This window comes from Psychromonas sp. SR45-3, assembly GCF_014163575.1.
Lineage (GTDB): Bacteria > Pseudomonadota > Gammaproteobacteria > Enterobacterales > Psychromonadaceae > Psychromonas > Psychromonas arctica.
The window spans coordinates 246,094-269,861 of record NZ_JACJDP010000001.1 but is presented as its reverse complement, the minus strand read 5'-3'; the positions used below and the strand labels follow the sequence as shown (position 1 = coordinate 269,861).

Annotated in this window: 25 protein-coding genes; 17 read left to right on the top strand and 8 right to left on the bottom strand. The window is 37.7% G+C overall.

Going from position 1 to position 23,768, the window contains the following annotated elements; all coding sequences use genetic code 11:
* Positions 1 to 7: 7 nt before the first annotated feature.
* Positions 8 to 466, bottom strand: coding sequence for a methylglyoxal synthase (locus H5084_RS01155; RefSeq protein WP_028868986.1), 459 nt, complete (start codon positions 464 to 466; stop codon positions 8 to 10).
* Positions 467 to 634: 168 nt separating this feature from the next.
* Positions 635 to 994: a DUF1422 family protein gene (locus tag H5084_RS01150; protein ID WP_028868985.1), complete on the bottom strand. Its 360-nt coding sequence runs from the start codon at positions 992 to 994 to the stop codon at positions 635 to 637.
* A 217-nt stretch (positions 995 to 1,211) separates the two neighbouring features.
* Between H5084_RS01150 and sthA the strand changes: the two genes are divergently transcribed.
* Positions 1,212 to 2,642, top strand: a complete 1,431-nt coding sequence (gene sthA, locus H5084_RS01145; RefSeq protein ID WP_182689276.1) for a Si-specific NAD(P)(+) transhydrogenase — start codon at positions 1,212 to 1,214, stop codon at positions 2,640 to 2,642.
* 109 nt (positions 2,643 to 2,751) lie between these two features.
* Here sthA and nudE read toward each other — a convergent pair whose 3' ends face one another.
* On the bottom strand, positions 2,752 to 3,303 hold the full coding sequence (gene nudE / locus H5084_RS01140) for an ADP compounds hydrolase NudE (protein ID WP_028868983.1): 552 nt from the start codon (positions 3,301 to 3,303) through the stop codon (positions 2,752 to 2,754).
* A gap of 116 nt (positions 3,304 to 3,419) precedes the next feature.
* Between nudE and yrfG the strand changes: the two genes are divergently transcribed.
* Positions 3,420 to 4,091, top strand: a complete 672-nt coding sequence (gene yrfG / locus H5084_RS01135) for a GMP/IMP nucleotidase (RefSeq protein WP_182689275.1) — start codon at positions 3,420 to 3,422, stop codon at positions 4,089 to 4,091.
* Here yrfG and H5084_RS01130 read toward each other — a convergent pair.
* Positions 4,083 to 6,659 carry a PBP1A family penicillin-binding protein gene (locus H5084_RS01130; protein ID WP_182689304.1) on the bottom strand — a complete coding sequence of 859 codons (2,577 nt, stop codon included), beginning with the start codon at positions 6,657 to 6,659 and terminating at the stop codon, positions 4,083 to 4,085. The two genes, yrfG and H5084_RS01130, sit on opposite strands and share 9 nt — an antisense overlap.
* 207 nt (positions 6,660 to 6,866) lie before the next feature.
* Between H5084_RS01130 and pilM the strand changes: the two genes are divergently transcribed.
* From pilM to trpS, 12 genes are all read left to right on the top strand, one after another.
* Positions 6,867 to 7,925 carry a type IV pilus assembly protein PilM gene (pilM, locus tag H5084_RS01125; protein WP_182689274.1) on the top strand — a complete coding sequence of 353 codons (1,059 nt, stop codon included), beginning with the start codon at positions 6,867 to 6,869 and terminating at the stop codon, positions 7,923 to 7,925.
* Positions 7,925 to 8,479 (top strand): PilN domain-containing protein, encoded by a 555-nt coding sequence (locus tag H5084_RS01120; protein WP_028868979.1) that lies wholly within the window; start codon positions 7,925 to 7,927, stop codon positions 8,477 to 8,479. Before pilM ends, H5084_RS01120 begins: the two co-directional genes overlap by 1 nt.
* Positions 8,479 to 9,048 carry a type 4a pilus biogenesis protein PilO gene (locus tag H5084_RS01115; protein ID WP_051369153.1) on the top strand — a complete coding sequence of 190 codons (570 nt, stop codon included), beginning with the start codon at positions 8,479 to 8,481 and terminating at the stop codon, positions 9,046 to 9,048. Before H5084_RS01120 ends, H5084_RS01115 begins: the two co-directional genes overlap by 1 nt.
* On the top strand, positions 9,048 to 9,566 hold the full coding sequence (locus tag H5084_RS01110; protein WP_182689273.1) for a pilus assembly protein PilP: 519 nt from the start codon (positions 9,048 to 9,050) through the stop codon (positions 9,564 to 9,566). The genes H5084_RS01115 and H5084_RS01110 overlap by 1 nt, the downstream gene beginning before the upstream one ends.
* Positions 9,567 to 9,592: 26 nt before the next feature.
* On the top strand, positions 9,593 to 11,731 hold the full coding sequence (pilQ, locus tag H5084_RS01105; protein WP_182689272.1) for a type IV pilus secretin PilQ: 2,139 nt from the start codon (positions 9,593 to 9,595) through the stop codon (positions 11,729 to 11,731).
* 154 nt (positions 11,732 to 11,885) lie between these two features.
* Entirely contained in the window at positions 11,886 to 12,401 is a 516-nt protein-coding gene (aroK, locus tag H5084_RS01100; protein ID WP_028868975.1) for a shikimate kinase AroK, read from the top strand.
* Entirely contained in the window at positions 12,401 to 13,471 is a 1,071-nt protein-coding gene (aroB, locus tag H5084_RS01095; protein ID WP_182689271.1) for a 3-dehydroquinate synthase, read from the top strand. Before aroK ends, aroB begins: the two co-directional genes overlap by 1 nt.
* A 6-nt stretch (positions 13,472 to 13,477) precedes the next feature.
* A complete protein-coding gene (locus H5084_RS01090; protein WP_182689270.1) occupies positions 13,478 to 15,385 on the top strand; it encodes an AAA family ATPase in 1,908 nt (635 codons plus the stop codon).
* Positions 15,378 to 16,196 (top strand): Dam family site-specific DNA-(adenine-N6)-methyltransferase, encoded by an 819-nt coding sequence (locus H5084_RS01085; protein ID WP_182689269.1) that lies wholly within the window; start codon positions 15,378 to 15,380, stop codon positions 16,194 to 16,196. Before H5084_RS01090 ends, H5084_RS01085 begins: the two co-directional genes overlap by 8 nt.
* 124 nt (positions 16,197 to 16,320) lie before the next feature.
* On the top strand, positions 16,321 to 16,992 hold the full coding sequence (gene rpe, locus H5084_RS01080) for a ribulose-phosphate 3-epimerase (protein WP_028868971.1): 672 nt from the start codon (positions 16,321 to 16,323) through the stop codon (positions 16,990 to 16,992).
* A 12-nt stretch (positions 16,993 to 17,004) separates the two neighbouring features.
* A complete protein-coding gene (locus tag H5084_RS01075; protein WP_028868970.1) occupies positions 17,005 to 17,676 on the top strand; it encodes a phosphoglycolate phosphatase in 672 nt (223 codons plus the stop codon).
* Positions 17,677 to 17,697: 21 nt separating this feature from the next.
* A complete protein-coding gene (gene trpS, locus H5084_RS01070; RefSeq protein ID WP_028868969.1) occupies positions 17,698 to 18,699 on the top strand; it encodes a tryptophan--tRNA ligase in 1,002 nt (333 codons plus the stop codon).
* An 89-nt stretch (positions 18,700 to 18,788) separates the two neighbouring features.
* Here the strand turns inward: trpS and gloA are convergent, their stop codons facing one another.
* The 3 genes from gloA to plsY form a co-directional block, all read right to left on the bottom strand.
* A complete protein-coding gene (gloA, locus tag H5084_RS01065; protein ID WP_028868968.1) occupies positions 18,789 to 19,205 on the bottom strand; it encodes a lactoylglutathione lyase in 417 nt (138 codons plus the stop codon).
* 85 nt (positions 19,206 to 19,290) lie between these two features.
* Positions 19,291 to 19,710, bottom strand: coding sequence for a c-type cytochrome (locus H5084_RS19890; RefSeq protein ID WP_409077621.1), 420 nt, complete (start codon positions 19,708 to 19,710; stop codon positions 19,291 to 19,293).
* A gap of 113 nt (positions 19,711 to 19,823) precedes the next feature.
* Entirely contained in the window at positions 19,824 to 20,420 is a 597-nt protein-coding gene (gene plsY, locus H5084_RS01055; RefSeq protein WP_182689268.1) for a glycerol-3-phosphate 1-O-acyltransferase PlsY, read from the bottom strand.
* 169 nt (positions 20,421 to 20,589) lie between these two features.
* Here plsY and folB point away from each other — a divergent pair, with 169 nt between their 5' ends.
* The 3 genes from folB to H5084_RS01040 are packed head-to-tail and all read left to right on the top strand — an operon-like array spanning position 20,590 to position 22,263.
* Entirely contained in the window at positions 20,590 to 20,943 is a 354-nt protein-coding gene (folB, locus tag H5084_RS01050) for a dihydroneopterin aldolase (RefSeq protein ID WP_028868965.1), read from the top strand.
* On the top strand, positions 20,943 to 21,428 hold the full coding sequence (gene folK, locus H5084_RS01045; RefSeq protein ID WP_028868964.1) for a 2-amino-4-hydroxy-6-hydroxymethyldihydropteridine diphosphokinase: 486 nt from the start codon (positions 20,943 to 20,945) through the stop codon (positions 21,426 to 21,428). Before folB ends, folK begins: the two co-directional genes overlap by 1 nt.
* A 37-nt stretch (positions 21,429 to 21,465) precedes the next feature.
* On the top strand, positions 21,466 to 22,263 hold the full coding sequence (locus tag H5084_RS01040) for an undecaprenyl-diphosphate phosphatase (RefSeq protein WP_028868963.1): 798 nt from the start codon (positions 21,466 to 21,468) through the stop codon (positions 22,261 to 22,263).
* Positions 22,264 to 22,352: 89 nt separating this feature from the next.
* Here the strand turns inward: H5084_RS01040 and H5084_RS01035 are convergent, their stop codons facing one another.
* Positions 22,353 to 23,582: a multifunctional CCA addition/repair protein gene (locus tag H5084_RS01035; protein WP_182689267.1), complete on the bottom strand. Its 1,230-nt coding sequence runs from the start codon at positions 23,580 to 23,582 to the stop codon at positions 22,353 to 22,355.
* Between the last annotated feature and the right edge of the window lie 186 nt (positions 23,583 to 23,768).

Genomic DNA, 23,768 nt, shown 5'->3' with positions numbered 1-23,768 from the left:
CCAAACTTTATTGCGTGCGTCGAATTAAATATTTTTGATAGTCAGGGATGCGGGTTGTATAAATTTTATCCATATAATATGAATCAATGATAAAGTCTGCGGTTGATATATTAGTTGCCATTGGAATATTCCATACCGCAGCCAAACGTAATAATGCTTTTACATCTGGTTCATGGGGCACTGAACTCATTGGATCCCAAAAGAAAATAAGTAAGTCAATTTTACCTTCCGCAATTTTAGCACCTAACTGCTGATCTCCTCCCATTGGTCCAGATAAAAGACACTCGATAGGTAAGCCTGTTTGTTTTGCCAGCAAAGTGCCTGTAGTGCCAGTAGAGAATATATGGTGTTGTTTTAATTGCTCTGCGCGTTTAGCAACCCATTGAATTAATTGATATTTCATATCATCATGTGCGACTAAAGCTATTTGCTTTGAAGCGGGGATATTGCGGGTAGTATAATCCATTATTTGCCCTTTAAAGAGTAATACTAATCACCCCTACAGGGTGATTTAATATCATCTAGAAAAATGAGTGAATTGCGCAACACGAAATACAAGGTGTTAATCAAATCCACCATCTCAATTGGTTTATAACCAGTTAGGTTATTTTAAAATTTACTATAACTATGCTTCTTATGCTGAGTAATGTTTATCACCAAACATCATTTTATACATTAGCCAAATAGCTAGAATTAAAGTGATAGTGATGGAGATGAAGTTTGATCCTAGCTCTGGGTGTAATGCTCCAATAAATGCCGCGTAGGAGAATAAACCAATAAAAAAGGCTGCCCATGCAGGACGAACACTGGCTTCATTATCTGCTTCACTAACATACAACTGGTAAAAGCGGCTCGTTGCAAAGTACAGCGTAAAAAATGGAAACAATGAAAATGTTATTTGTGAAATTGTTAAAATAGAAAAACATGCGTTAACAGATAGCCCTATTAAAAAAGCATGAATTAACCATTTTACTGAGATATTACTATCGTGCATTACACTAACTCCTATCTATTAATTTAAATTTAAAACCTAAAAATAACATGAACTAACCTCTATTTCTCCTTTTTTGTAACGATGTGAGAAGTTAAAGATATTTTCATATTTATAATGTATGTTTAATACCCTTAGAGAGCACGCTTTGTTACAGGAATGTGTGACAAATACTGTTAGATTGTTAATATTACTATTATTTATCACTGAAGGTTGAGTCATGTCTACACCAAAAAATCCTAAAAAAGCACCTGTAAGTTATGATTATGATGCAATTGTCATTGGCACCGGACCAGGCGGGGAAGGCTCTGCGATGAAGCTTGCTAAAGCGGGTAAACGTGTCGCTGTGATTGAGAAATATCGTGATATAGGTGGGGGGTGTACACATTGGGGAACCATACCATCAAAAGCGCTTCGCCATAGTGTTACACAACTGATTGAGCTTAAAAATAATGCATTATTCACTAATAATTATCCTCAAAAACAGTCATTTACTTTTGCTGATGTATTACGCCACACAGAGCAAGTGATCAGTAAACAAGTTAAAATGCGCAGTAGCTTTTATAATCGTAATAATTGTACTTTACATTTTGGAGAAGCATCTTTTATTGATAATCATTCGATTCGAATTAAAAGTGCAGATGGCTCTCTGGAAACGATTACTGCGCAAGATATTATTATCGCGACTGGCTCTCGACCATATCATCCCGTTGATATCGACTTTAATTCTCCAAATGTTTATGACAGTGACACTATTCTTTCCCTAGATTATCAACCACAACATATTGTCATTTATGGTGCAGGTGTTATTGGCTGTGAATATGCTTCTATTTTTAGAGGGTTGGGTGTTAAAACAGACTTAGTTAACACACGAGATAGGTTGTTATCATTTTTAGATGCTGAAATGTCAGATGCATTGTCTTATCACTTCAGAAACTCAGGCATGATTTTACGCCATGATGAGGAGTACCAAAAAGTTGAGCATTCTTCAGAGGGGGTCGTTATTCATTTTAAATCAGGTAAAAAAATGAAGGCAGACTGCTTACTGTATGCGAATGGGCGCACAGGTAATACTGACCTATTAAACTTAGAAGCTGTAGGCTTAAAACCTGATGGCCGTGGACAACTAGCAATTAATGAAAATTATCAAACATCAGTGGATAATATTTATGCCGTAGGTGATGTGATTGGCTATCCTAGTTTAGCTAGTGCGGCTTATGATCAAGGTCGAATCGCGGCTAACTTAATTATTACCCGTGAAGGGAAAAGAAAACTGATCAAAGATATTCCTACTGGTATTTATACTATTCCCGAGATCAGTTCAGTGGGTAAAACAGAACAAATTTTGACGCAACAAAAAGTGCCTTATGAAGTGGGGCGTGCACAATTCAAAGATTTAGCGCGCTCTCAGATTCTTGGTTCGGATGTGGGTAGTTTGAAGATTCTATTTCATCGCGATACTAAGGAAATATTAGGTATTCATTGTTTTGGTGAGCGAGCAGCGGAAATTATTCATATCGGTCAAGCTATTATGGAGCAAGAAGGCCCTGGTAATACGATTGAATATTTTGCTAATACAACCTTCAATTATCCAACCATGGCTGAAGCGTATCGTGTTGCTGCATTAAACGGTTTGAACCGCTTATTTTAATAGGGAAATCAAAGCGTGACGTGAGTAGTTATATAGTTGTATAGTTATGTAGCTATATTGTACTACTCACGTATTAGTACTTTGTTGAAATAATAAAGGCGGGATGAAGTTAACGGTAATTTTTCATCACTAGCAATAAAGCACTAATGCTACGTGCTTCTTGAAAATCATCCCGTGCTAACAATTCATCTGCTTTAGCGATTGGCCATTTTATCACTTCTAAAGGCTCTGGTTCATCACCAGGTAAACTTTCAGGATATAAATTTTCAGCCATAAATAAAGTCATCGTACTACTAAAGTAGCTAGGTGCCATCACTACTTTTTTTAATGCCGTGAAATTTTTAGCCCCAAAGCCAACTTCTTCTTTTAATTCTCTATTAGCTGCTTCTAGAGCACTTTCGCCGGGATCAATCAAGCCTTTTGGAAAACCTAGCTCGTAGCTATGTGTTCCGGCCGCATATTCTCGTATTAACAATAAGGTATCTTTATCATAAAAAGGCACGACCAATACGGCCCCTTGATTACCTCCCTTCATACGCTCAAATTCTCGTTGCTCACCATTACTAAACTTGAGCTGTAATGTTTCTATCTTGAAAAATCGACTACAAGCGACAACACTTTTATGTAATATTTCAGGTAAGGTTGGTAAGGAATTGCTCATAGAGACCCCATGACTATCATTAGTTAATATAAATGTTATCTTACAATGCTTATCTTATTTACGATACTGTATTCATTTAATCTATTTTACTTTGGGTGCACTGGATTAGGAATAATATGTTTTTAGAGAAAAATGTAGATTTAGTCTTACTAGACATGGATGGTACATTATTAGATTTGCATTATGATTCTCATTTTTGGCTAGAGTTTGTACCCAGCCAATATGCATTATTGCATCGTTTATCTATTGAACAAGCCACTACTTATGTTTTTGAACAATACAAAACCGTGTGGGGAACGTTACCTTGGTACAGTTATGATTATTGGACTGAAACCTTAGGCTTGGATATCCATCATTTACAACATGCTAATAAGCATAAGATTCAATGGCGAGAAGATACGCTTTGGTTTTTGAAAAAACTAAAAAAACTAGGTAAGAAAATTGTTATTTTAACCAATGCTCACCCAAGTGGTATTGCGTTAAAAGATCAACAAACGCAGCTGTTATCTCATGTTGATCTCGCTATTTCTAGTCATGAAATCGGCTATGAAAAAGAAAGTACATTTTTTTGGGAAGCAGTGAAGAAGCAACTGAATACAGACTTTTCACGCTCCATTTTTATTGATGATAGCGAGAAAATTTTAGTTGCTGCTCAGTCTGCCGGTGTTGAATACCTAGTAGGTATTAACAAACCAGATAGTGAAAAGCCTGTACAAGCGATGCAGAACTTTTCAACTATCACTGAATTTAAAGAGTTTTTTCACCCTCACTATCAGCTATTAAAATAGCTCTTCATCATATCCTTCTGTTGAAGAGTCACTGCTTTGATTGTAATTACTTTGCTCAGGTGCATAGTAAATAGGCACTGTGCCACTTTTAAAGTATTCAATCAGCGTTGTATGGTCAGTGACCGTCGATAGGAATCCTGTTGCCCTATCAATTCGCGCGTTAGCAATATTATCTGGTCGTTGAGGTGAAAAAGTCGGCTCTCCTGCCATGGTTTCAACCATAAATGCATTCCAGGCTGGTAAGGCTGTACTTGATCCATATTCTCCACCTGAAGATTGACTTTTCCCTAAGTTACTATTGTAAACTGTACGTCCTAGCTCACGCTTAAAATCGTCGAAACCAACCCATGAGGTGGCAACACTATTACCAACAAAACCAGAGAACCAAGCATCTTTGGAGTCATTGCTGGTACCTGTTTTGCCGCCCATATCCTGACGCTTAATTGCTTTTCCTGCTCGTGCCCCAGTGCCATTCCAACGAGTCTTATGCGCCCAGTCGCCACCACCCCAAACTGCAGTACGTAATAGCTCTCGGGTCAAAAATGCTGTTGCAGGAGAGATCGCTGAAGGTGCTACTTGTGCTTCATCGACTGCGGCAATAACACATACCTTAGCATCGCCATCTATCATTGTTTCAATAGCTAATGGATCTGTTTTCTCTGTTTGTCTTTGGTATATTTCAATGCATTCTGGACAAACAATTTTAGGTTCCGCTTGGTATAAAACAGTGCCGTATGCATCTTCAATACGTTCAATCACATAAGGTTCAACTTTGTACCCGCCATTAGCAATGATTGCAAAACCCGTAGCTAATTCCAGCGGTGTTATTGATGCTGAGCCCAGTGCTATAGAGTTACTTTTTGGCATGTCTTCTGGTTTAAACCCAAATTTAGTGAGTTGATCAATAATTTTATCAATACCTAAGTCTTGTACTAATCGAACTGATACCACATTTTTCGATTGTCCTAATGCTCGACGTAATCTAATGGGGCCTAAATAAATGTTTGGTGAGTTTTTTGGGCGCCAAGCTTCATTGCCACTCCATTCATTAATGGGGGTGTCGTTTACTAACGTCGCTAAGGTATAGCCATTATCAAGAGCGGCAGAGTAAATAAATGGTTTGATATTAGAACCAACCTGACGCTTAGCTTGAAGCGCACGGTTAAATTTACTTTGTGTAAAACTAAAACCGCCGACTAGTGAGGTGATTGCGCCATCTTGAGGGTTTAGGGAAACAAAGGCGGCACTCACTGCTGGGTATTGTGATAGTTGCAATTGTTTGACGGAAGTCGTTTGCTTTTTATCTTTGACTTCAACATCGATCTCCCGAGTCAAAATTTGCTCTCCCACGCTGACAATATCTTTTGCTTTTTTTGGTGGATTACCCTGTCTTGAGTCGGATTTAAATGAGCGTGCCCAACTTAAGCCGCCCCACTCAATGGTTGATACTTTTTTCTTATCACCTTTGATGATGACATCAATACTTTTCTCATTAACAGCAACGACTACCGCTGGTTTTAAATCAACATCGGTGGCTTCTTGTGCTAATGCTTCCTCTATCTTTTCTGCTGTCCACGGTGTTTCATCTTTAGTCCATAACACCTTAGTCGCACCACGGTAACCATGGCGCATGTCGTAATTATGCAAGTTTTCTATGACAGCTTTATTTGCGGCTTGTTGTGTTTTTTTAGTGATCGTGGTGTATACATTGAAGCCCTCATTATAGCTTCGCTCTTCACCGTATAACTCAATTAATTTATTACGTGCAATTTCAGCAACGTAATGTGCTGATAGCGTAATTTCTGCACCATGGTAGCGGCTTAAGACGGCTTCATCTCGTGCACTTTGATACTCTTCTTGAGTAATATAATTTTCATCTAACATACGCAGTAAAACAAGATTGCGACGTTCTGTTGCACTTTCTACTGAATAGATAGGGTTTAAACGTGAAGGTGCCTTGGGAAGGCCTGCTAATACGGCCATTTCAGAAAGCGTTAATTCTGAAACTGTTTTGCCAAAATACACTTGGGCAGCTGCACCCACACCAAATGAACGATGACCTAATGCTATCTTATTGAGATACAACATTAAAATTTCATCTTTGGTTAATATTTGCTCTATTTGTATAGCAATGAATATTTCACGGACTTTACGCAAAATAGTTTTTTCATTGGTTAAGAAGAAGTTTCGCGCCACTTGCTGGGTGATTGTACTCGCCCCCTGTTTTGCACTGCCAGATAATACATAAACACTAGCTGCACGCATGATGCCAATCGGATCCATACCAATATGTTGATAAAAACGACTATCTTCGGTAGCAATAAAAGCATTAACAAGCTGATCTGGTATCTCTTTACGTGTTAATGGGATACGTCTTTTCTCACCAAATTGAGAGATCAGTTCGCCGTCTTTACTGAGTACTTTCATTGGTACTTGCAAAGGGATTTCTTGAATACTTGTTACGTCAGGTAAATCTGCTTTCAGCTGGAAGTAGATAAATGTTATTGCTGCAACACCTATAACACCCAAGAAAATAGCTACTATGAAAAGTCGCTTTATCCATTTCATCATATTCGAATCATTCCATCTATGTTGTGAGCATGTCACTTTTTTTATTTAATATTAGATATATTGGATATGTAGTATATAGTTATAAATCATGAGTTAAAGAGGGAACTGTGACTTATTCAATTTGAACGTTATCTAATTGAGACGCAAGCTCGTATTTTATTTCAATTAACTATTTTTATTAACATTTACTGCAGCAAGGAAGTTATGTTCTCTGGGTTTAAAAGATTAGGTCCGAGCGGTGTCATTGGCATTGATTTCGGCTCACATTCAATCAAAGCTATTGCACTCTCTAAGGGGCAAGGAACCTATCAAATTGATGGTGTCGCAGAGGCTGCGGTTCCAAAAGGGTTGATAGTTGATAACCGCTTAGAAGATATTGATAAAGTAACCTTAATAATTAAACGTTTAAGAAAATCCTTTCCTAGCAATTATAAAAACGCAGCCATTGCAGTAATGGGTGCAGACGTTATGACAAAAGTTATAACCATGAGTTCCGATTTAAATGAATTAGATTTGGAAGCTCGTATTGAGTTAGAAGCAGAAACAATTATTCCTTTTCCATTGGATGAAATCTTTATCGATTTTGAAATAATGGGGCCGAATGAAGCTGATAGCGCTTTAAATGATATTTTGGTCAGTGCGGCTCGAAAAGAGCGTGTTTTATCACAGGCACAGTGTGTTGATGAAAGTGGTTTAACCACTACTATTGTTGATGTGGCAAGTCATGCTCTTGCTCGATCCTCTGAGTTAGTTTTTACCCCAGAAGATTACAATCATGGCATTGCTGTTGTGGATATTGGCACCTCACAAATGATGTTGAGTGTTTTATACCAAGGTAATGTTATTTTTACTCGTAATAAAAATCATGGTGGTGCAGTATGCACGCAAATGATTGCTGATCGTTATACGCTTTCACTTCTGGATGCAGAAAAAGCAAAATTAGAGAATGACTTACCCGTCGACTGCCAATCTGATGTCATCGCGCCATTTGTGAGTATGACGGTCAATCACCTGCGCTTTGATTTACGTATGTTTACTAACTCTCCTAATAACGTTGCTATTACTAAGTTAATATTAACAGGGGGAGGTGTGTTAATGCCTGAGTTAGTAGAGCAGTTAAGAGCTGAATTAGATATTGAAGTTGAAGTTGCAGATCCTTATCTAGGTTTTGAATTCAAAAACAAGGCTGATAAAGGAGTGCTTACGCAATCAGGTAGCAAGTATATGATGGCGCTAGGTTTGGCATTAAGAGGAGTTATATAGTGTCAAATATAAACCTATTACCCTGGCGTGAAGAGTACAAAAAGAAGAAAAAAATAGCCTTTTTTGTATTGCTAGGTATGTGTTGTCTAATCACATTAAGCTTATGTTATTTAGGCAAACTATATGTAGATGAGTTAATTGGAGCACAGAATTCACGTAACCAATTTTTACAGACTCAGACAATTATTTTAGATCGCCGCATTGCAGAAATTCGTAATATTAAAAAGGAAAAAGCAGAGTTAGTACGACGTATTAACTTGATTCAAGAATTGGAAGAGCGTCGTAATTTGATCACACGTTTTTTTAATACATTACCCGTAGTCACTCCCGCCGGTGTTTATGTTGATTCAGTGGCCTTTAAAGATGGTCGTATCGATGTGAAAGGGCTGACTGAGTCTAATGGCCGAGTTAGTAATATGGTCAGAAATGTTGATAATTCTGGTTGGTTAGGTGATGCATCATTACCTTCTATTGTTAGTGGTCCTGATAAACCGATTAAGCTTTATAAGTTTGCAATGAATTTTATCGTTCTGCCTGAAGAAGGATTAAAATAATGAATCTTAACGAGTTAGATTTAGAAACTATCGGTAGCTGGCCTAACCTACATAAAGCAATTACCATTTTAATCGTTTGTATTCTGTTCGTAGGTGGCTTTTATTACTATGTGATTGATGACCAACTGAAACAATTGGAGCGAGTAGAAGCAAAAGAAATTGCCCTTAAAAAAGAATTTACTGTTAAAGCGGCTATTTCTTCAAATCTTGAAGCCTATCGTGAACAAATGAAAGAGATCGAAGTGATATTAGATGGCTTAGTCAATAAGCTACCAAGTAAAAAAGAGCTAGCAAGCCTGTTAGACGATATTAGCTTTATTGGTTCTAATAATGGCCTTCAATTTAATAGTTTAAATTGGGGGGTTAAAAAACAATTAGAGCTTGCTGAAGAAGTGCCAATTAGTATTAAAGTGGTGGGTACTTATGAACAACTAGGTAAATTTTCAGCGGATATTGCAGCACTTCCTCGTATTGTGATATTGGATAACTTGCGTTTAAAACATAATGATAAAAATACTCTATTGTTAGAGATAGTTGCTAAAAGCTATCGTTATAAAGAGGAGCCTTAGTGAAAAAATTATTACCTTTGTTAATGAGCTTTTCTTTGGTTGCCTGTGTTGATGTACAAGTCGATGATCTAGAGGTATTTGTTGCTGAGAGCAAGTCTAAAGTCTATCCGTTAAATGATGACATTCCTGTGTTGAAAAAAATCGATACGCTGACTTACACTCAGGAAGAAGCTAGAAGCCCTTTTTCTCAGCCTCAAGCAGAAGTTGCTACAGAAGTCAGAAATACACCTAAAAGTTGTCCCCAACCTAACTTTGAGCGCAAGAAAGAAGCATTAGAAATGTTCTCTCTTAGCGGTATGAAAATGCGTGGGACTTTGGAGATTAATGGTCAACTGTGGGCATTAGTACAAGTTGCAGGCAATGAAATACATAGAGTTAAACCCGGGTATTTTTTAGGGTTAAATCATGGCAAAGTATTAAAAGTGACCACCTCACAAATTGATCTATTAGAGTTAGCATCAGATAGCAGCGGATGTTGGCAAGAACGAATTACTCAGCTTACATTACAGTTACAATGAATTTAATCAGGGATGAAATTTAAATCATGAAATTTAGAAATATTAAACAAACAATGCTGTCATGTATTGGGGTTACATTGTTTTTGTTGTCTTCCTTTGTGGCTGCTGAGCCGCAACTCAATAAACTGGATGTCAATCCGATGTCTGATGGTAGGTTGGAACTAAGATTTGGGTTTAATGCACTGATTAATAGTTACACAGATAAGTTGCATTATCGTCCAAATAAATTAGTCATTGATATTAAAGATGCCACTTCAGTGCTTGAGATTAACCCTGTCGAAATTAATAAAAATGGTATTAATGAGATTGAAACTAGTCGAACTTCCGATGGTCTTCGACTAGTGATTAACCTCGACGGGTTACTGCCTTATCGCATCTTCCAACAGGGCAATTATTTGACCGTTCGCTTTGGTGATGCAGTACAAAAATCGATAACAACGCAATCAGAAGCTGGTATTGCTGCTGCGATTTTACAAAATACAGGTGTTCAAACTTCACAAAATAGTGTCACTAAATCAACTAAAGAGAAGTCAACCACCGCATCAGTTGAAAAACCGAAGGGTTATGTTAATACCATTTCTGATATTGATTTTAAACGAGGTTCCGAAGGTCAAGGCAAACTGTTTGTTTATTTAGATAACTCCAGTGTTGCCGTTGATATTCGCCGCCGTGACCAACAGTTAATTGCCGAATTTCAAAGTACTTATATTCCTAACGAACTATTATATATAATGGATGTGGTTGATTTTTCTACAATCGTAGAAAAAGTCGAAACCTTCAGAGAAGATGGTAAAACACGTTTTGTTTTTAATATCAAAGATGAGTACAACTACCGCTACGATCAGTTAGATACATTATTTATGATTGAAGTGTCTGAAAAACCAAAAGATAAAAAAGAGACCGTGTACGAAGGAAAGGCTATTTCGCTTAACTTTCAAGATATTCCTGTACGTACCGTATTGCAGTTGATTGCTGACTTTAATGGCCTCAACTTGGTGATCACTGACTCTGTTAGCGGCAATATCACTTTACGTCTTGATGATGTTCCTTGGGAGCAAGCTTTAGACATTATCTTAAAAGTAAGAGGTTTAGGTAAGCGCATGGATGGTAATGTGCTGATGATCGCACCTGCCACTGAATTAGCTGCTAAAGAACGTGAACAACTAGAAACGAATAAACAAGTTGAAGATTTGGCCCCTTTATATTCAGAATTTATTCAAATTAATTATGCAAAAGCAGCGGATATTGCGGCTATGTTATCAGGCAATAGTGCAAGCCTACTTTCTGAACGCGGAAATGTCAGTATTGATGCGCGTACCAATACGTTATTAATTAAAGATACAGCCTCTGTGATTGATTCAGTGAAAGAAATGGTTGAGGTATTGGATATTGCTGTGCGCCAAGTTGTTATCGAAGCGCGCATGGTTACCGTCAGTGATTCCGTAGGTGAAGATTTAGGTATTCAATGGGGAGTTTCAGCTACAAAAACAGATGACTCATCCAATAATAGCTTATCTACCTCTGGATCTATTGCTGGTATTGAAGGAGGAACAACGGGTGATGTTAATGATCGCTTAAACGTTAATCTGCCTGCTTCATCAGTTGCTGGTTCAATTGCATTTCAAGTCGCTAGATTCGCAAATGGTGATATTTTAGATTTAGAGCTATCAGCATTAGAGCAAGAAAATAAAGCAGAAATCATTGCTAGCCCACGTATTACCACATTAAATCAACAAACGGCTTATATTGAGCAGGGTACGGAAGTACCTTATGTAGAATCGTCGTCATCAGGCGCTACTTCGGTGAGTTTCAAAAAAGCGGTACTCAGCTTAGAAGTGACACCACAAATTACACCCGATAATAAACTGATCTTGGATTTGGTGATTACTCAAGACTCTATTGGCGATACTATCTCCACGGGTACAGGTGAAGTCGTTTCAATTAACACACAAGAAATTGCAACACAGGTATTAGTTGATAACGGTGAAACCTTAGTACTGGGGGGTATTTACCAGCAGCAAGTTACACACTCGACTAAGAAAGTACCATTGTTAGGCGATATTCCCTACCTAGGTTACTTTTTCAGAAGTACCAGTCAGAATAACAGCAAAGCTGAGTTATTAATTTTTGTTACACCACGTATCGTAATGCAAACAAAATATTAATTAGATACTCAATTTTTACTATCAGCCTGAGGTTTATCTTCAGGCTTATTTTTTTATGGCTTGCAATACCTTATTAACAATTGCGATAATAAGGCACTTCTCTTTAATTTTTAAGGGGCTTCCCAGTAATCAACCACTTGAGTAAACATTCAACATGGCAGAACAGCGTAATATATTTCTAATTGGCCCAATGGGGGCTGGTAAAAGCACAATTGGCCGTCAACTAGCACAAATGCTGCACTTAGACTTTCTTGATTCAGATAGTGAAATTGAACGTAAAACCGGCGCAGATATTGCTTGGGTATTTGACGTGGAAGGTGAAGAAGGTTTTAGAAACCGCGAGCAAGAAATGTTAGATGAACTAACTAAAAAGCATGGCATTGTTTTAGCAACAGGCGGTGGAGCGGTTATTCGTCAAGAAAACAGAACTCACCTATCTGCTCGTGGCATTGTCGTTTATTTAAAAACAAGTGTGCAAAAACAGTTAGCAAGAACATTAAAAGATAAACGTAGACCTCTTTTACAAACAGATGATCCTCAATCAGTCCTAGAAACATTGGCAGAAAATCGCAACGCACTGTATGAAGAAGCTGCAGATTATGTTATTGAAACTGACGAGCAAAGTGCAAAAGTTGTTGCAAGTCAAATCATCGCTTTATTGGATTTTTAATGGAAAAATTACTCGTTGATCTAGGTGATCGTAGTTACCCTATCTCTATTGGGCCAGACTTATTAGCAGATACTTCATTGTTTAGTGGCGCTATTAGCGGCAAAAAGGTCATGATTGTGACTAATGATGTGGTTGCTCCGCTTTATTTAGAAGCGTGTAAAAACACATTAAAAGATTATCAAATAGATGAAGTCATTTTACCTGATGGCGAGCAATATAAAAATTTAAGCACATTTGAGACGATATTAAGTGAGCTGTTAGCAAAAAAACATGCCAGAGATACCACTATTATTGCATTAGGTGGCGGTGTTATTGGAGATATGGCAGGTTTTGCTGCTGCATGTTATCAGCGCGGTATTGCTTTTATACAAATACCAACCACTTTGTTATCACAAGTTGATTCTTCCGTAGGCGGTAAAACAGCTGTTAATCATCATCTAGGTAAAAATATGATTGGGGCTTTCTATCAGCCACAAGCTGTTGTTATTGATATTGAATGCTTAAAAACATTACCTGCGCGTGAGTTTGCCGCGGGCATGGCCGAAGTGATTAAATATGGCATTATTTACGATCAAGATTTCTTTATTTGGTTAGAAAACAATATTGAAGCGATCAAGTCACTTGATGCAACAGCTATCACTTATATGATTAAACGTTGTTGTGCTATTAAAGCTGAAGTAGTGGCTTTAGATGAAAAAGAACATGGTATTCGAGCGCTATTAAATCTTGGTCACACCTTTGGTCATGCTATTGAAGCTGAGCAAGGTTATGGCAATTGGTTACATGGTGAAGCCGTGGCTGTGGGAATGGTATTAGCTGCTGAAACATCCTATGTATTAGGTTTAATTGAACATACAGAAGTAGAACAAATTATTGATCTTATTGAAGCCTTTGATTTGCCATTAGCTGCACCACCTGAAATGCAATATCAACATTTTGCAGAGCATATGCAATTAGATAAAAAAGTGCTTAACGGACAATTACGTTTAGTACTGCCGACATCAATCGGTACCAGTGCATTATTTGATAATGTGAGTGATGTTGTTCTTCGTGACGTTATAGAATCATAATCAATCATGGTCGAAAGGACATTAATTTCGCTCCCTTCTCAGTTGCAGCTGATAGAAAGGCTGCAACACCTTATCTACTTATCTTCTTCTCTTATCTTTGTGTCTGGTGAAGCAGGCGCTGGGAAAAGTACACTGACAGAAAACTTATCCAATACATTATCTGCTGATTTACAACAGGTTTATGTTTCATTGGTTAATGAACCAACAGCTGCTAAGTTGCGCCAGCAAATAATCGCCCAGCTATTTGATAAAGCGTTATTCAATGCAGAAGATAAGTTGTTGGATAGTATTTTACGCCTACAACAGGCTGAAAACCGTTCTCTTAATCGACTCATTATTATCGATAATGCTGAGCATTTGCCCGCTGATTTTATCGTCGAATTATGCGAGTTATTGTCAGATAGCAGTCTTGCGCAAGACAATACACTTAATGTCCTGTTACTCACTGATCAAGCAGCCACCGAGCAGTATTTAAACTATATAGATACCCATCTTGCGAGTCGAACTAAAGATTTTTTAAACCACGTTGAATTAACACTACCAGTACTTAACACACAGGAAGCGAATGCGTTATTACAGCATAACTTTCAACAAGTTGACTATCATGCAAAACTTCAACATCAAGATGCACTAAATAAACAACTTAAGTTATGTCATGGTAACCCACAAAAAATAATTAAACTGGCCGATGATTTAAGCCAAGGGTTATTGAAGCCTATTACTACTTCATGGGTTCAAACACGATTACCTGCTCTTGCCTTGATGCTTGTTTTAGTTGCTATTGTGAGTGCTTTTGCAGTTTACCTATACCCCAAATTTATTCCCAATAAATCACGCTTAGAAGCTGCAAATGCAGAGGCGCCCATTGATAGCAATTATATTGCCTTAGAAGAAATTAAGGCAATGGAGGGGATGCCCGAAGAGCACAATAGTATCGAAGTGAATGCTGTAGAAGGTAGTGAAGAAGACAGTGAAGGCTTAAAACGTAACGCCTCAGCTACTCCAACAGCGCTAAATAAAGGACCGGAAAAGCTAGCCGCTTCATGGGCAGATCTTGATCTTGACGTTATCGACAACCAAAGCCTAGTCGGTTTATCTGATGCGACAGAGAAGCGAGTGGTGATATCTGGACAGCAACTATTAGAATTATCCGTTGCGATTGACGCAAAAGATGTTGATGCAAATGAACAAGCGTTGCTTGAGGATGATTCGATTGATCCCTTAACTAGCAGTGAAGTATCTACTGATAAAGTGAATCAAACAGAGCATGAACAGCAAGTCCCTTTATTGTTAAGGCTCCCGGTTGATAACGAAAATAATTTATTTGAAAATGAAATGGTTGCAGATAATTTAAATGACTCAAAGAGTCTATTAAATAGTGAACAATCTGCAACGACAATACAAGAAACACCGTTAGACAAACAAGATACTATCGAAACAGTCTCAGATGCTAGTAACGAAGCTCTAGGCAGTGGTAATGAGCTTAATAATAAAGTACAGCCGTTAAGTGTTGCAGAGAAATTACCAGTGAATATTAATAATGCGCTAGTAGAAACCACAATTCAACAGGTCAATAATGCAAACACAAGTGTTAAGCAAGATAGCTTGTTTACCGACTCAGAGACTCTGTTTGCAAAGAATGCGAGCCATTACACGTTACAACTTTCAGGTATGGCTTCTCGTGAATATTTAATTGAATTTCAAAAACAATATCGTTCATCGTTGGAAAATATATATATCTATCAAACAGTTCGTCAGGCAAAACCTTGGTATGTCATTATTTATGGTGATTATGACTCAGTAAAGTCTGCCCAATTAGCAGCTAAAAACTTACCCAATGCATTTAGAAATAGGTCTTCTTGGGTTAAAAAATGGCAAGTAGTACATAATGATTTGCGGTTAAATAATGAATAAAAAAAATAGAGCCTTTTTAAAATGGGCTGGTGGTAAATACACATTAACGGAGCAAATTAATGCTCGCTTACCTGCTGCAAAGCGTTTAATTGAGCCTTTTGTTGGTGCGGGTTCTGTATTTTTAAACAGTGATTATGATGAGTATGTTCTCAATGATATCAACCCTGATCTTATTGAAATGTATAAAATTATTAAGCGTAAACCCAAGCAGTTTATTCGTGATGCAAAAATCTATTTTCAGCCTGAATATAATCAAGAGGCTGTGTATTACAAATTACGAGATAAATTTAACGGCAGTCAGGATGTATATCTACGTTCATTATTATTCTTATACATGAATCGTCATGGTTATAATGGTTTGTGTCGTTATAATAAAAGCGGCGGTTTTAATGTACCTTTTGGACGCTATAAACAACCTTATTTTCCAGAGGCTGAGTTATTGTTTTTTGCTGAAAAAGCAAAAAAAGCCACGTTTACCTGCAAACCTTATCAAAAACTCTTTTTGTATTTACGTGATAGTGACGTACTGTATTGTGATCCTCCCTATGTACCTTTAAGTAAAAGTGCTTCTTTTACTAGTTATGCAACACAAGGTTTTAGCTTAGATGATCAAGCCCAACTAGCAAAATTGGCAAGGGAAAGTAAAGCTGCAGTATTATTGAGTAATCATGATACGACGCTAACGCAAGAGTTATACAGAGAGGCTGATTGTGACAAAATTTTTGTATCGCGAACTATCAGTAGCAAGTCTACGGATCGTAAACCTGTTGCAGAGTTATTTGCCTTTTTTCCCGCTAAAAAAGGATCCTAGAGACAAACTTCAAAAATAACTTATTTAGTCGCCACATCACAAATAAAAATTAGTGTGTTAGAGCCGCCTTAGGTAGAATAATGCACTCATTATTTAGCTCATTTCTATTTAGGGAAGCACTACCATGACTGATTATTTAATTGCACCTTCAATTTTATCTGCAGATTTTGCGCGTTTAGGTGATGACGTTCAAAAAGTACTTGATGATGGTGCAGATGTTGTGCATTTTGACGTAATGGATAACCATTACGTACCCAACTTAACGATCGGTCCGATGGTATGTAAAGCACTACGTGACTATGGTATTACTGCACCCATTGATGTTCACCTAATGGTTGAACCAGTAGACAGCATGATTGTTCAGTTTGCAGAAGCAGGTGCCTCTATTATCACTTTCCACCCTGAAGCATCAAAACATGTTGATCGCTCATTACAATTAATTAAAGACCATGGTTGTAAAGCGGGTTTAGTGTTAAATCCTGCGACTTCACTAGAACAATTAACCCATGTTATAGATAAGTTAGATGTTGTTCTTCTAATGTCAGTAAACCCTGGTTTTGGTGGGCAATCATTTATTCCTCATACACTTGAAAAATTACGCCAAGTAAGAAAATTGATCGATCAAAGTGGCCGTGATATTCGCTTACAGGTAGATGGCGGCGTTAAAACTGACAATATTAAAGAGATCGCAGAAGCGGGCGCTGATATGTTTGTTGCCGGTTCAGCTATTTTTAACCAGCCTGATTATAAAGCAGTGATTGACGAAATGCGTGAGCAATTAGCACAAGCAAAATAGTGAAATATTATTATGCCTAAATTAACTGATATTAAACTAATTTGTTTTGATCTTGATGGCACACTCGTGAACAGTGTGCCGGATTTGCGTTTAGCATTAAATGCGATGCTAGATGACTTGGTTTTGCCTCATGTTAATGATCTATTGGTTAAAACCTGGGTTGGTGATGGTATTCCTAAAATGGTCGAGCGTAGCTTGCTACATGTACTGGGTAAAGCAAGCTCTGAAGCTGAATTAACTCACGCAGTCTCTATATTTGAAGGGTATTACCAGCAATTTTTAAATACCGAATCTGGATTATACCCTGCGGTTAGAAGTACTTTATTTTCACTCCAAGATAAAGGCTACAAAATTGCGTTAATCACCAACAAGGCGGAGCAATTTTTACCGAAATTACTGGCTTATTTTGGTATTAATCGTTGCTTTGATTTACTACTGGGTGGTGATACCTTGAGTAAAAATAAACCTGATCCAATGCAAGTAAATCATGCCTGTGAATATTTTAATGTCGCATTATCTCAAGCGGTGATGGTGGGTGATTCGCGTAATGATATTTTAGCTGGGCAAAATGCAAAGATAAAAACAATCGCACTAACTTACGGTTATAACTATGGTGAGCCCATCGCAGATATTAACCCTGATTATATTATTAATCATTTCGATGAATTATTAACATTACTATAAAAGTAATGAAGGAAATTAAAGATGACTAAACCAGTTGTATTAAGTGGCTGTCAGCCTTCAGGTGGCTTAACTATTGGCAACTATATGGGCGCCCTACGTCAATGGGTTGCTATGCAAGAGACGCATGATTGCTTATTTTGTCTTGTTGATTTGCATGCCATCACTGTACGTCAAGATCCTAAAGCATTGCGTAGTGCTATCTATGATGGATTAGCAATGTATCAAGCAGTGGGTATTGATCCACAAAAAAGCACTATGTTTATTCAGTCACAAGTGCCAGAGCATGCAGAGCTTGCATGGATTTTGAACTGCTATACACAAATGGGTGAATTGAATCGTATGACGCAATTCAAAGAAAAATCACAGCGAAATGTTAGTAATATTACTGCCGGATTATTCTCCTATCCAGTATTAATGGCTGCGGATATTCTTTTATATGGTCCACAAAGTGTACCTGTAGGCAGTGATCAAAAACAACATCTTGAGCTTGCACGGGATATTGCTTCACGTTTTAATAATGCTTATGGCGATACGTTTGTTGTGCCTGAACCTGCGATTCCAGAGCATGGTGCGCGCATTATGAGTTTACAAGAACCGACCAAAAAAATGTCTAAGTCCGATGACAATGAGAAGAACTTTATTGCATTATTAGAAGATCCGAAGAAGATCATGAAAAAAATAAAAAGTGCAGCGACAGACTCTGATGACAAAGCGCGTATTTATTTTGATACAGTTGAAAAACCTGGCGTGTCTAACCTATTGACCTTACTTTCATGCTCTACGGGTAAAAGCATCGAAAGCTTGATCCCAGAGTATGAAGATAAAATGTATGGGCATTTAAAATCTGATACCGCAGATGCTGTTGTGACATTACTTGAGCCAATTCAATCACGTTTTAAAGCATTACGTGCAGATGAGCAGGCATTACAAGCAATGGCAAGAGTAGGCGCTGAAAAGGCACGTCAACGTGCTGCAGAAACACTTGCAAAAGTTTATGACAAAGTGGGTTTCTTACCAAAATAAGTCGCTAATGTTTGTCTCTTGATTGCTAATGATTCTAAAAGGCTGATTTGAATCAGCCTTTTTGCTTTCAGTTGTTCAGCAGTAGCAACTTAAAGTGAGGGGTGACCTAAGCCTTTACCTGCATCCTTTTTATTGATCAGTTCAATCATATAACCGTCTGGGTCTTTTACGAATGCAATCACTGTGGTGCCGCCTTTTACTGGGCCCGGCTCACGAGTGATCACACCGCCTAAACTTTTTATTTTTTCACAAGTTTGGTAAATATCATCAGTTTCGATTGCAATATGTCCGTAAGCATTGCCTAAGTCATAGCTCTCTGTTCCCCAGTTGTAAGTTAGCTCTATCACCGTTGTATTAAGCTCATCACCGTAACCTAAAAAAGCAAGAGTATATTTATACTCAGCATTTTCGGATTGACGTAATAGTTTCATATCTAATACTTGTTGATAGAAATCCAATGACTTTTGTAAATCACCTACACGTAACATAGTGTGTAATAAACGCATAATTTATTTCCTTTTCATAAAATAAAAACAAAAAAAGCGAATATCAATTCGCTTTTTTTATTGAAAGAGCAGTTTAATTAGTTGATTAATATAAATCTTTAATTAAAAACTTAACCGTTGAAGCGATTTCATCATCGCTACAGTCGCTACAAGTACCTCGAGCTGGCATAGCATTAAATCCTTGTATTGCATGGGTAATTAAAGTTTCTTCACCCTGTGCAACACGAGGCTGCCACGCATCTGCATTACCTTTGATAGGTGCGCCAGCGGCTCCAGTAGCATGACATGCTACACAATATGTATTGTAAATTTTCTCACCTGATCGAGGACCTGCTGGTTCACTTGAATCGTTACCTGCACTTGCAGTTTCAATTTCACCATCAATATAAACATCACCAATCGGGGCGATACGATTCGCAATCGCTTCTTCAGATAGATCTTGTGTAAAGCTTGGTGCACTAAATAGGCTTAATGAAAGCGCAATAAATAGGCTAAGACGTTTAATAAGGATCACGTGAACTCCTGTAAATGTTAATAAAAACTAATATTCAAGTTAGCTTGTTGTTAAAGTATTAATTATAACGAGATTGCCATTAACTACCAATCTCTTTATGGATATTATTGTTTCCAGTTCACTATTTTCTTTTCTTTACCTGTCAGTAGCCTTCTAATATTACTGATATGACTCACAATAATTAAACACGATAACATTAGAACAGGTAATGTGAACTCTGGTTTAATATAATTGACAAAGACTGGAGCAGCAATAGCAGTAATGATTGCTGCCAATGAAGCGTAGCCACTCATAGCAATGACTGATAACCAAGTAATTAAAGTTAATCCAGTCATGTCCATACCTAAGGGTAATAATATGCCTAATCCTGTTGCAACCCCTTTTCCCCCTTTAAAATCAAAATAAGGTGGAAAAATATGCCCTAAACAAGTCGCAATACCAATAAAACCAATAGCAAAAGGTGGGATACCAAGGTAATAAGCAAAATAAACAGGGAAAGCACCTTTTAAAAGATCGAAAATAAACACTAAACTGGCTGCTTGCGCACTGTGAAGGCGAAGGATGTTAGTTGCACCAGGATTTTTGGAGCCTTGTGAGCGAGGATCTGGCCAACCTTTTATTTTACATAATAAAATTGCGCCATTTAGCCCGCCAATAAAATAAGCAGATATGCTAAAAATAAGTGTAGCCAGTATAATCATGGTACTTATTTAATCCCAATCAGGTAAAATGTGGCGCATCATAATAGATATCAAGATAAAAATTTGACCATCTTATTATAATATTCAATATAACGTGTCGAGTTTACGCGTTAAGCACTACAAAAAAAAGTATCAGCGACTAAAAAATAGACACATCATGGGGTTTAAAATGGATATTGTTTTTATTAAGCAGCTACAAGTGATTAGTACAATTGGCGTGTATGGCTGGGAAAAATCGGTTCAACAAAAATTGTATTTTGATTTAGAAATGGCTTTCGATAATCGCCCAGCTGCCGACAGCGATGATATTAATCTAGCCCTAAATTATTTTAGTGTCTCAGAGTGCGTTAATAAGTTTGCCCAGCAAAATCAGTTTGAATTAATTGAAACAATGGCTGAGCGTGTTGCAGCCTTGATTATGCAAGAGTTTTCGGTGCCATGGATTAAATTAACGTTACATAAACCTGGCGCATTAGCGAATGCACAAAGTTTAGGTGTGCAAATAGAGCGTGGCAGTAAGTAATGGCGCATATTTTTATTGGTATCGGTTCAAGTATCGATCGTGATGAAAATATTCGTCAAGGTGTCTTGCTGTTGAAAACACACTTTCCAGATCTTCAGTTATCTCGAGTATTTGAAAGTGAAGCCGTTGGCTTTGACGGTGGTAATTTTTATAATTTAGTCGCTGAATTTAATAGTGAGTTATCTGTCCAAGCGGTAATTGCGATATTAAAAGCAATAGAAATACAGTTAGGGCGGCCACTAAAAGCGATTAAATATGCACCAAGAACCTTAGATTTAGACTTATTATTATATGATCAAAAGGTTGACGCGAGTTATGATCTTCCGCGGGCTGAAATTACTAAAAATGCATTTGTATTGCAGCCTTTAGCGGAATTAGCCCCAACTTTACAGCATCCTATATTAGCGATTAGTTATCAACAACTTTGGGCAGAGTACCCTAAACATACGCAAAAATTATGGGAAGTAGTTAGACCTATTTTCTAACAATAAAGCCATTACTATTTTATTAAACGAGAACACAATGAGTACTTTAGAAGTTGTAGTATTAGCCTTGATACAAGGTTTAACTGAGTTTTTACCTATTTCTAGCTCAGCCCACTTAATTTTACCGTCGGTATTATTTGGCTGGCAAGACCAAGGCTTAGCCTTTGATTTAGTATTAAATATAGGCACCTTAGCGGCTGTTCTTATTTATTTTTACCGTGAAGTGGTCAATATGTCTGTTGCTTGGGTTGATTCAGTTAAGAATAAAAATCATAGTCAAGACAGTAAATTGGCATGGTGGATTATTCTCGCTACTATTCCTGCTGCTGCGATTGGTTTTTTTGGCAAAGATTATGTTGAATTGTATTTACGTAGTGGTTATGTGATTGCAGTGACGACCATCTTATTTGGTTTATTATTATGGTGGGCGGATAGCAAAGCAAAACAAGTAAAAACAGAGTATCAAACGGGATTAAAAGGGGCTATTTTCTTAGGTTTTGCACAAGCATTAGCGCTTATTCCTGGGACGTCTCGCTCAGGTATTACGATAACGGCCGCTTTAATGCTTGGTTTAACACGTAATGCTGCAGCACGTTTTTCCTTTTTAATGTCAATTCCAATTATTGCTATGGCATCAGGCTATGACTTATTAAAGTTTATTTTATCGGACGAGTATGTTGATTGGCCGTCGTTATTGTTAGGCGCAGGTGTTTCATTTATCAGTGCTATTTTATGCATTCATGTTTTCTTAATACTACTGAATAAGGTCGGTATGCTGCCTTTTGTTATCTATCGTTTATTATTAGGCGCCGCTTTATTTTATGTATTAGCGTGATTTTTAATAAAGGTCGATTTTTGCTCACTGTTTACTTTTACTAAACCCTGACTAAAGAGAGCGTTATCTGTTTCTTTAGTCAGGTTTACTTAACGTGAATGCTGCTCTTTGAATGCTTGCACTTTCTGAATACGCTGTTCATTTAGTTTGTGTCTGATTTCCACACCTTGAAAACCTGCTTTGATAATCGCTTGGATATCAACCTTTAAAGCTTGTTGAAATGCTTGCCACATATAATCGGCTGTTGGATAAGGTAATAACTCAAAACCGGTACGTCCTTTTGAGTCTGCGACACAACATTGCAACATTTGTTGGAAGCGTTCAGGTTTACGCCATGCATCACATTTATCCATGATCCCCACCATGGTGCTTGCTCTTAATTCAAAAGCACTGTGGATATTAGTATGGTGTTCGCTAACTAACAGTGCTAAATCTCGACAATCATTAGGTATCTTTAAGCGCTTACAGAACTTTTTAATCACTGATAACCCTTTCATTCCGTGGCCTTTATGGCTTGGCCATTCACTATCAGGAGTTAATGCTTTGCCTAAATCATGTACTAAACAAGCAAACCGAAAGGCGACAGAATCAGAGAGTAAAGCCGCTTGCTCCACCACCATTAAGGTATGAATTCCGGTATCTATCTCTGGGTGCCAGCGTTTAGGGGCGGGTACACCATATAAGTTATCAACTTCGGGGAATAGTGCCGCTAAAGCACCACAATCTCGTAACACTTGAAAATATGTTTGTGGGCTATCGGTTTGTAAGGCTTTTTCTGTTTCAGTCCAAATTCGCTCTGGGCTTAAGCTCTGTAGCTCACCACTTTTAGCAATATTAGCCATTAGTTGCTGTGTTTCTTCTGCGATGCTAAAACCAAGTTTAGCGAAACGTGCTGCGAAGCGAGCTACCCGTAAAACTCTTAAGGGATCTTCACTAAATGCAGGGCTGATATGACGTAATGTTTTCCTCTCTAAATCTTGTTGGCCACCATAGGGGTCAATTAATTTTTGATCTGCAGATTGAGCTATTGCATTGATGGTGAGATCGCGTCGTGCGAGATCATCTTCTAAACTGACATCTTGACCCGCGTAGCAGCTAAAACCTGTATAACCAATCCCTTGCTTGCGCTCTGTTCTTGCCAGTGCATATTCTTCTCCTGTTTTAGGATGTAAAAATACTGGGAAGTCTTTGCCTACTTGATTGAAGCCCTGTGTTAGCATGTGCTCTGGGGTACTATTAATTACCACGAAGTCACGGTCTTTAACTTCGAGCCCTAATAGTTGATCTCTAACTGCGCCGCCAACTAAAAATACACGCATAGTTTCCCCCTTAATGAATTATTTGGTTATTATACTGAAACTATCTGAAGATGCAGAAACTTGTCATTGTGTTTCTAAAATAATAGCAGGTATCTCGCTGAATATTAGTTATAACTCTTGTTAAGCTTGAGTAATGTCGAAGTAGTAATTGGTTTCTAAAATGTTTCACCAATAAATCGTTTATGA

Bases quoted from the DNA above. Each gene is read 5' to 3' on its own strand.
- H5084_RS01155 (WP_028868986.1), bottom strand. From the start codon at position 466: ATGGATTATACTACCCGCAATATCCCCGCTTCAAAGCAAATAGCTTTA.
- H5084_RS01150 (WP_028868985.1), bottom strand. From the start codon at position 994: ATGCACGATAGTAATATCTCAGTAAAATGGTTAATTCATGCTTTTTTA.
- sthA (WP_182689276.1), top strand. From the start codon at position 1,212: ATGTCTACACCAAAAAATCCTAAAAAAGCACCTGTAAGTTATGATTAT.
- nudE (WP_028868983.1), bottom strand. From the start codon at position 3,303: ATGAGCAATTCCTTACCAACCTTACCTGAAATATTACATAAAAGTGTT.
- yrfG (WP_182689275.1), top strand. From the start codon at position 3,420: ATGTTTTTAGAGAAAAATGTAGATTTAGTCTTACTAGACATGGATGGT.
- H5084_RS01130 (WP_182689304.1), bottom strand. From the start codon at position 6,659: ATGAAATGGATAAAGCGACTTTTCATAGTAGCTATTTTCTTGGGTGTT.
- pilM (WP_182689274.1), top strand. From the start codon at position 6,867: ATGTTCTCTGGGTTTAAAAGATTAGGTCCGAGCGGTGTCATTGGCATT.
- H5084_RS01115 (WP_051369153.1), top strand. From the start codon at position 8,479: ATGAATCTTAACGAGTTAGATTTAGAAACTATCGGTAGCTGGCCTAAC.
- pilQ (WP_182689272.1), top strand. From the start codon at position 9,593: ATGAAATTTAGAAATATTAAACAAACAATGCTGTCATGTATTGGGGTT.
- aroK (WP_028868975.1), top strand. From the start codon at position 11,886: ATGGCAGAACAGCGTAATATATTTCTAATTGGCCCAATGGGGGCTGGT.
- aroB (WP_182689271.1), top strand. From the start codon at position 12,401: ATGGAAAAATTACTCGTTGATCTAGGTGATCGTAGTTACCCTATCTCT.
- H5084_RS01090 (WP_182689270.1), top strand. From the start codon at position 13,478: ATGGTCGAAAGGACATTAATTTCGCTCCCTTCTCAGTTGCAGCTGATA.
- H5084_RS01085 (WP_182689269.1), top strand. From the start codon at position 15,378: ATGAATAAAAAAAATAGAGCCTTTTTAAAATGGGCTGGTGGTAAATAC.
- rpe (WP_028868971.1), top strand. From the start codon at position 16,321: ATGACTGATTATTTAATTGCACCTTCAATTTTATCTGCAGATTTTGCG.
- H5084_RS01075 (WP_028868970.1), top strand. From the start codon at position 17,005: ATGCCTAAATTAACTGATATTAAACTAATTTGTTTTGATCTTGATGGC.
- trpS (WP_028868969.1), top strand. From the start codon at position 17,698: ATGACTAAACCAGTTGTATTAAGTGGCTGTCAGCCTTCAGGTGGCTTA.
- gloA (WP_028868968.1), bottom strand. From the start codon at position 19,205: ATGCGTTTATTACACACTATGTTACGTGTAGGTGATTTACAAAAGTCA.
- plsY (WP_182689268.1), bottom strand. From the start codon at position 20,420: ATGATTATACTGGCTACACTTATTTTTAGCATATCTGCTTATTTTATT.
- folB (WP_028868965.1), top strand. From the start codon at position 20,590: ATGGATATTGTTTTTATTAAGCAGCTACAAGTGATTAGTACAATTGGC.
- folK (WP_028868964.1), top strand. From the start codon at position 20,943: ATGGCGCATATTTTTATTGGTATCGGTTCAAGTATCGATCGTGATGAA.
- H5084_RS01040 (WP_028868963.1), top strand. From the start codon at position 21,466: ATGAGTACTTTAGAAGTTGTAGTATTAGCCTTGATACAAGGTTTAACT.
- H5084_RS01035 (WP_182689267.1), bottom strand. From the start codon at position 23,582: ATGCGTGTATTTTTAGTTGGCGGCGCAGTTAGAGATCAACTATTAGGG.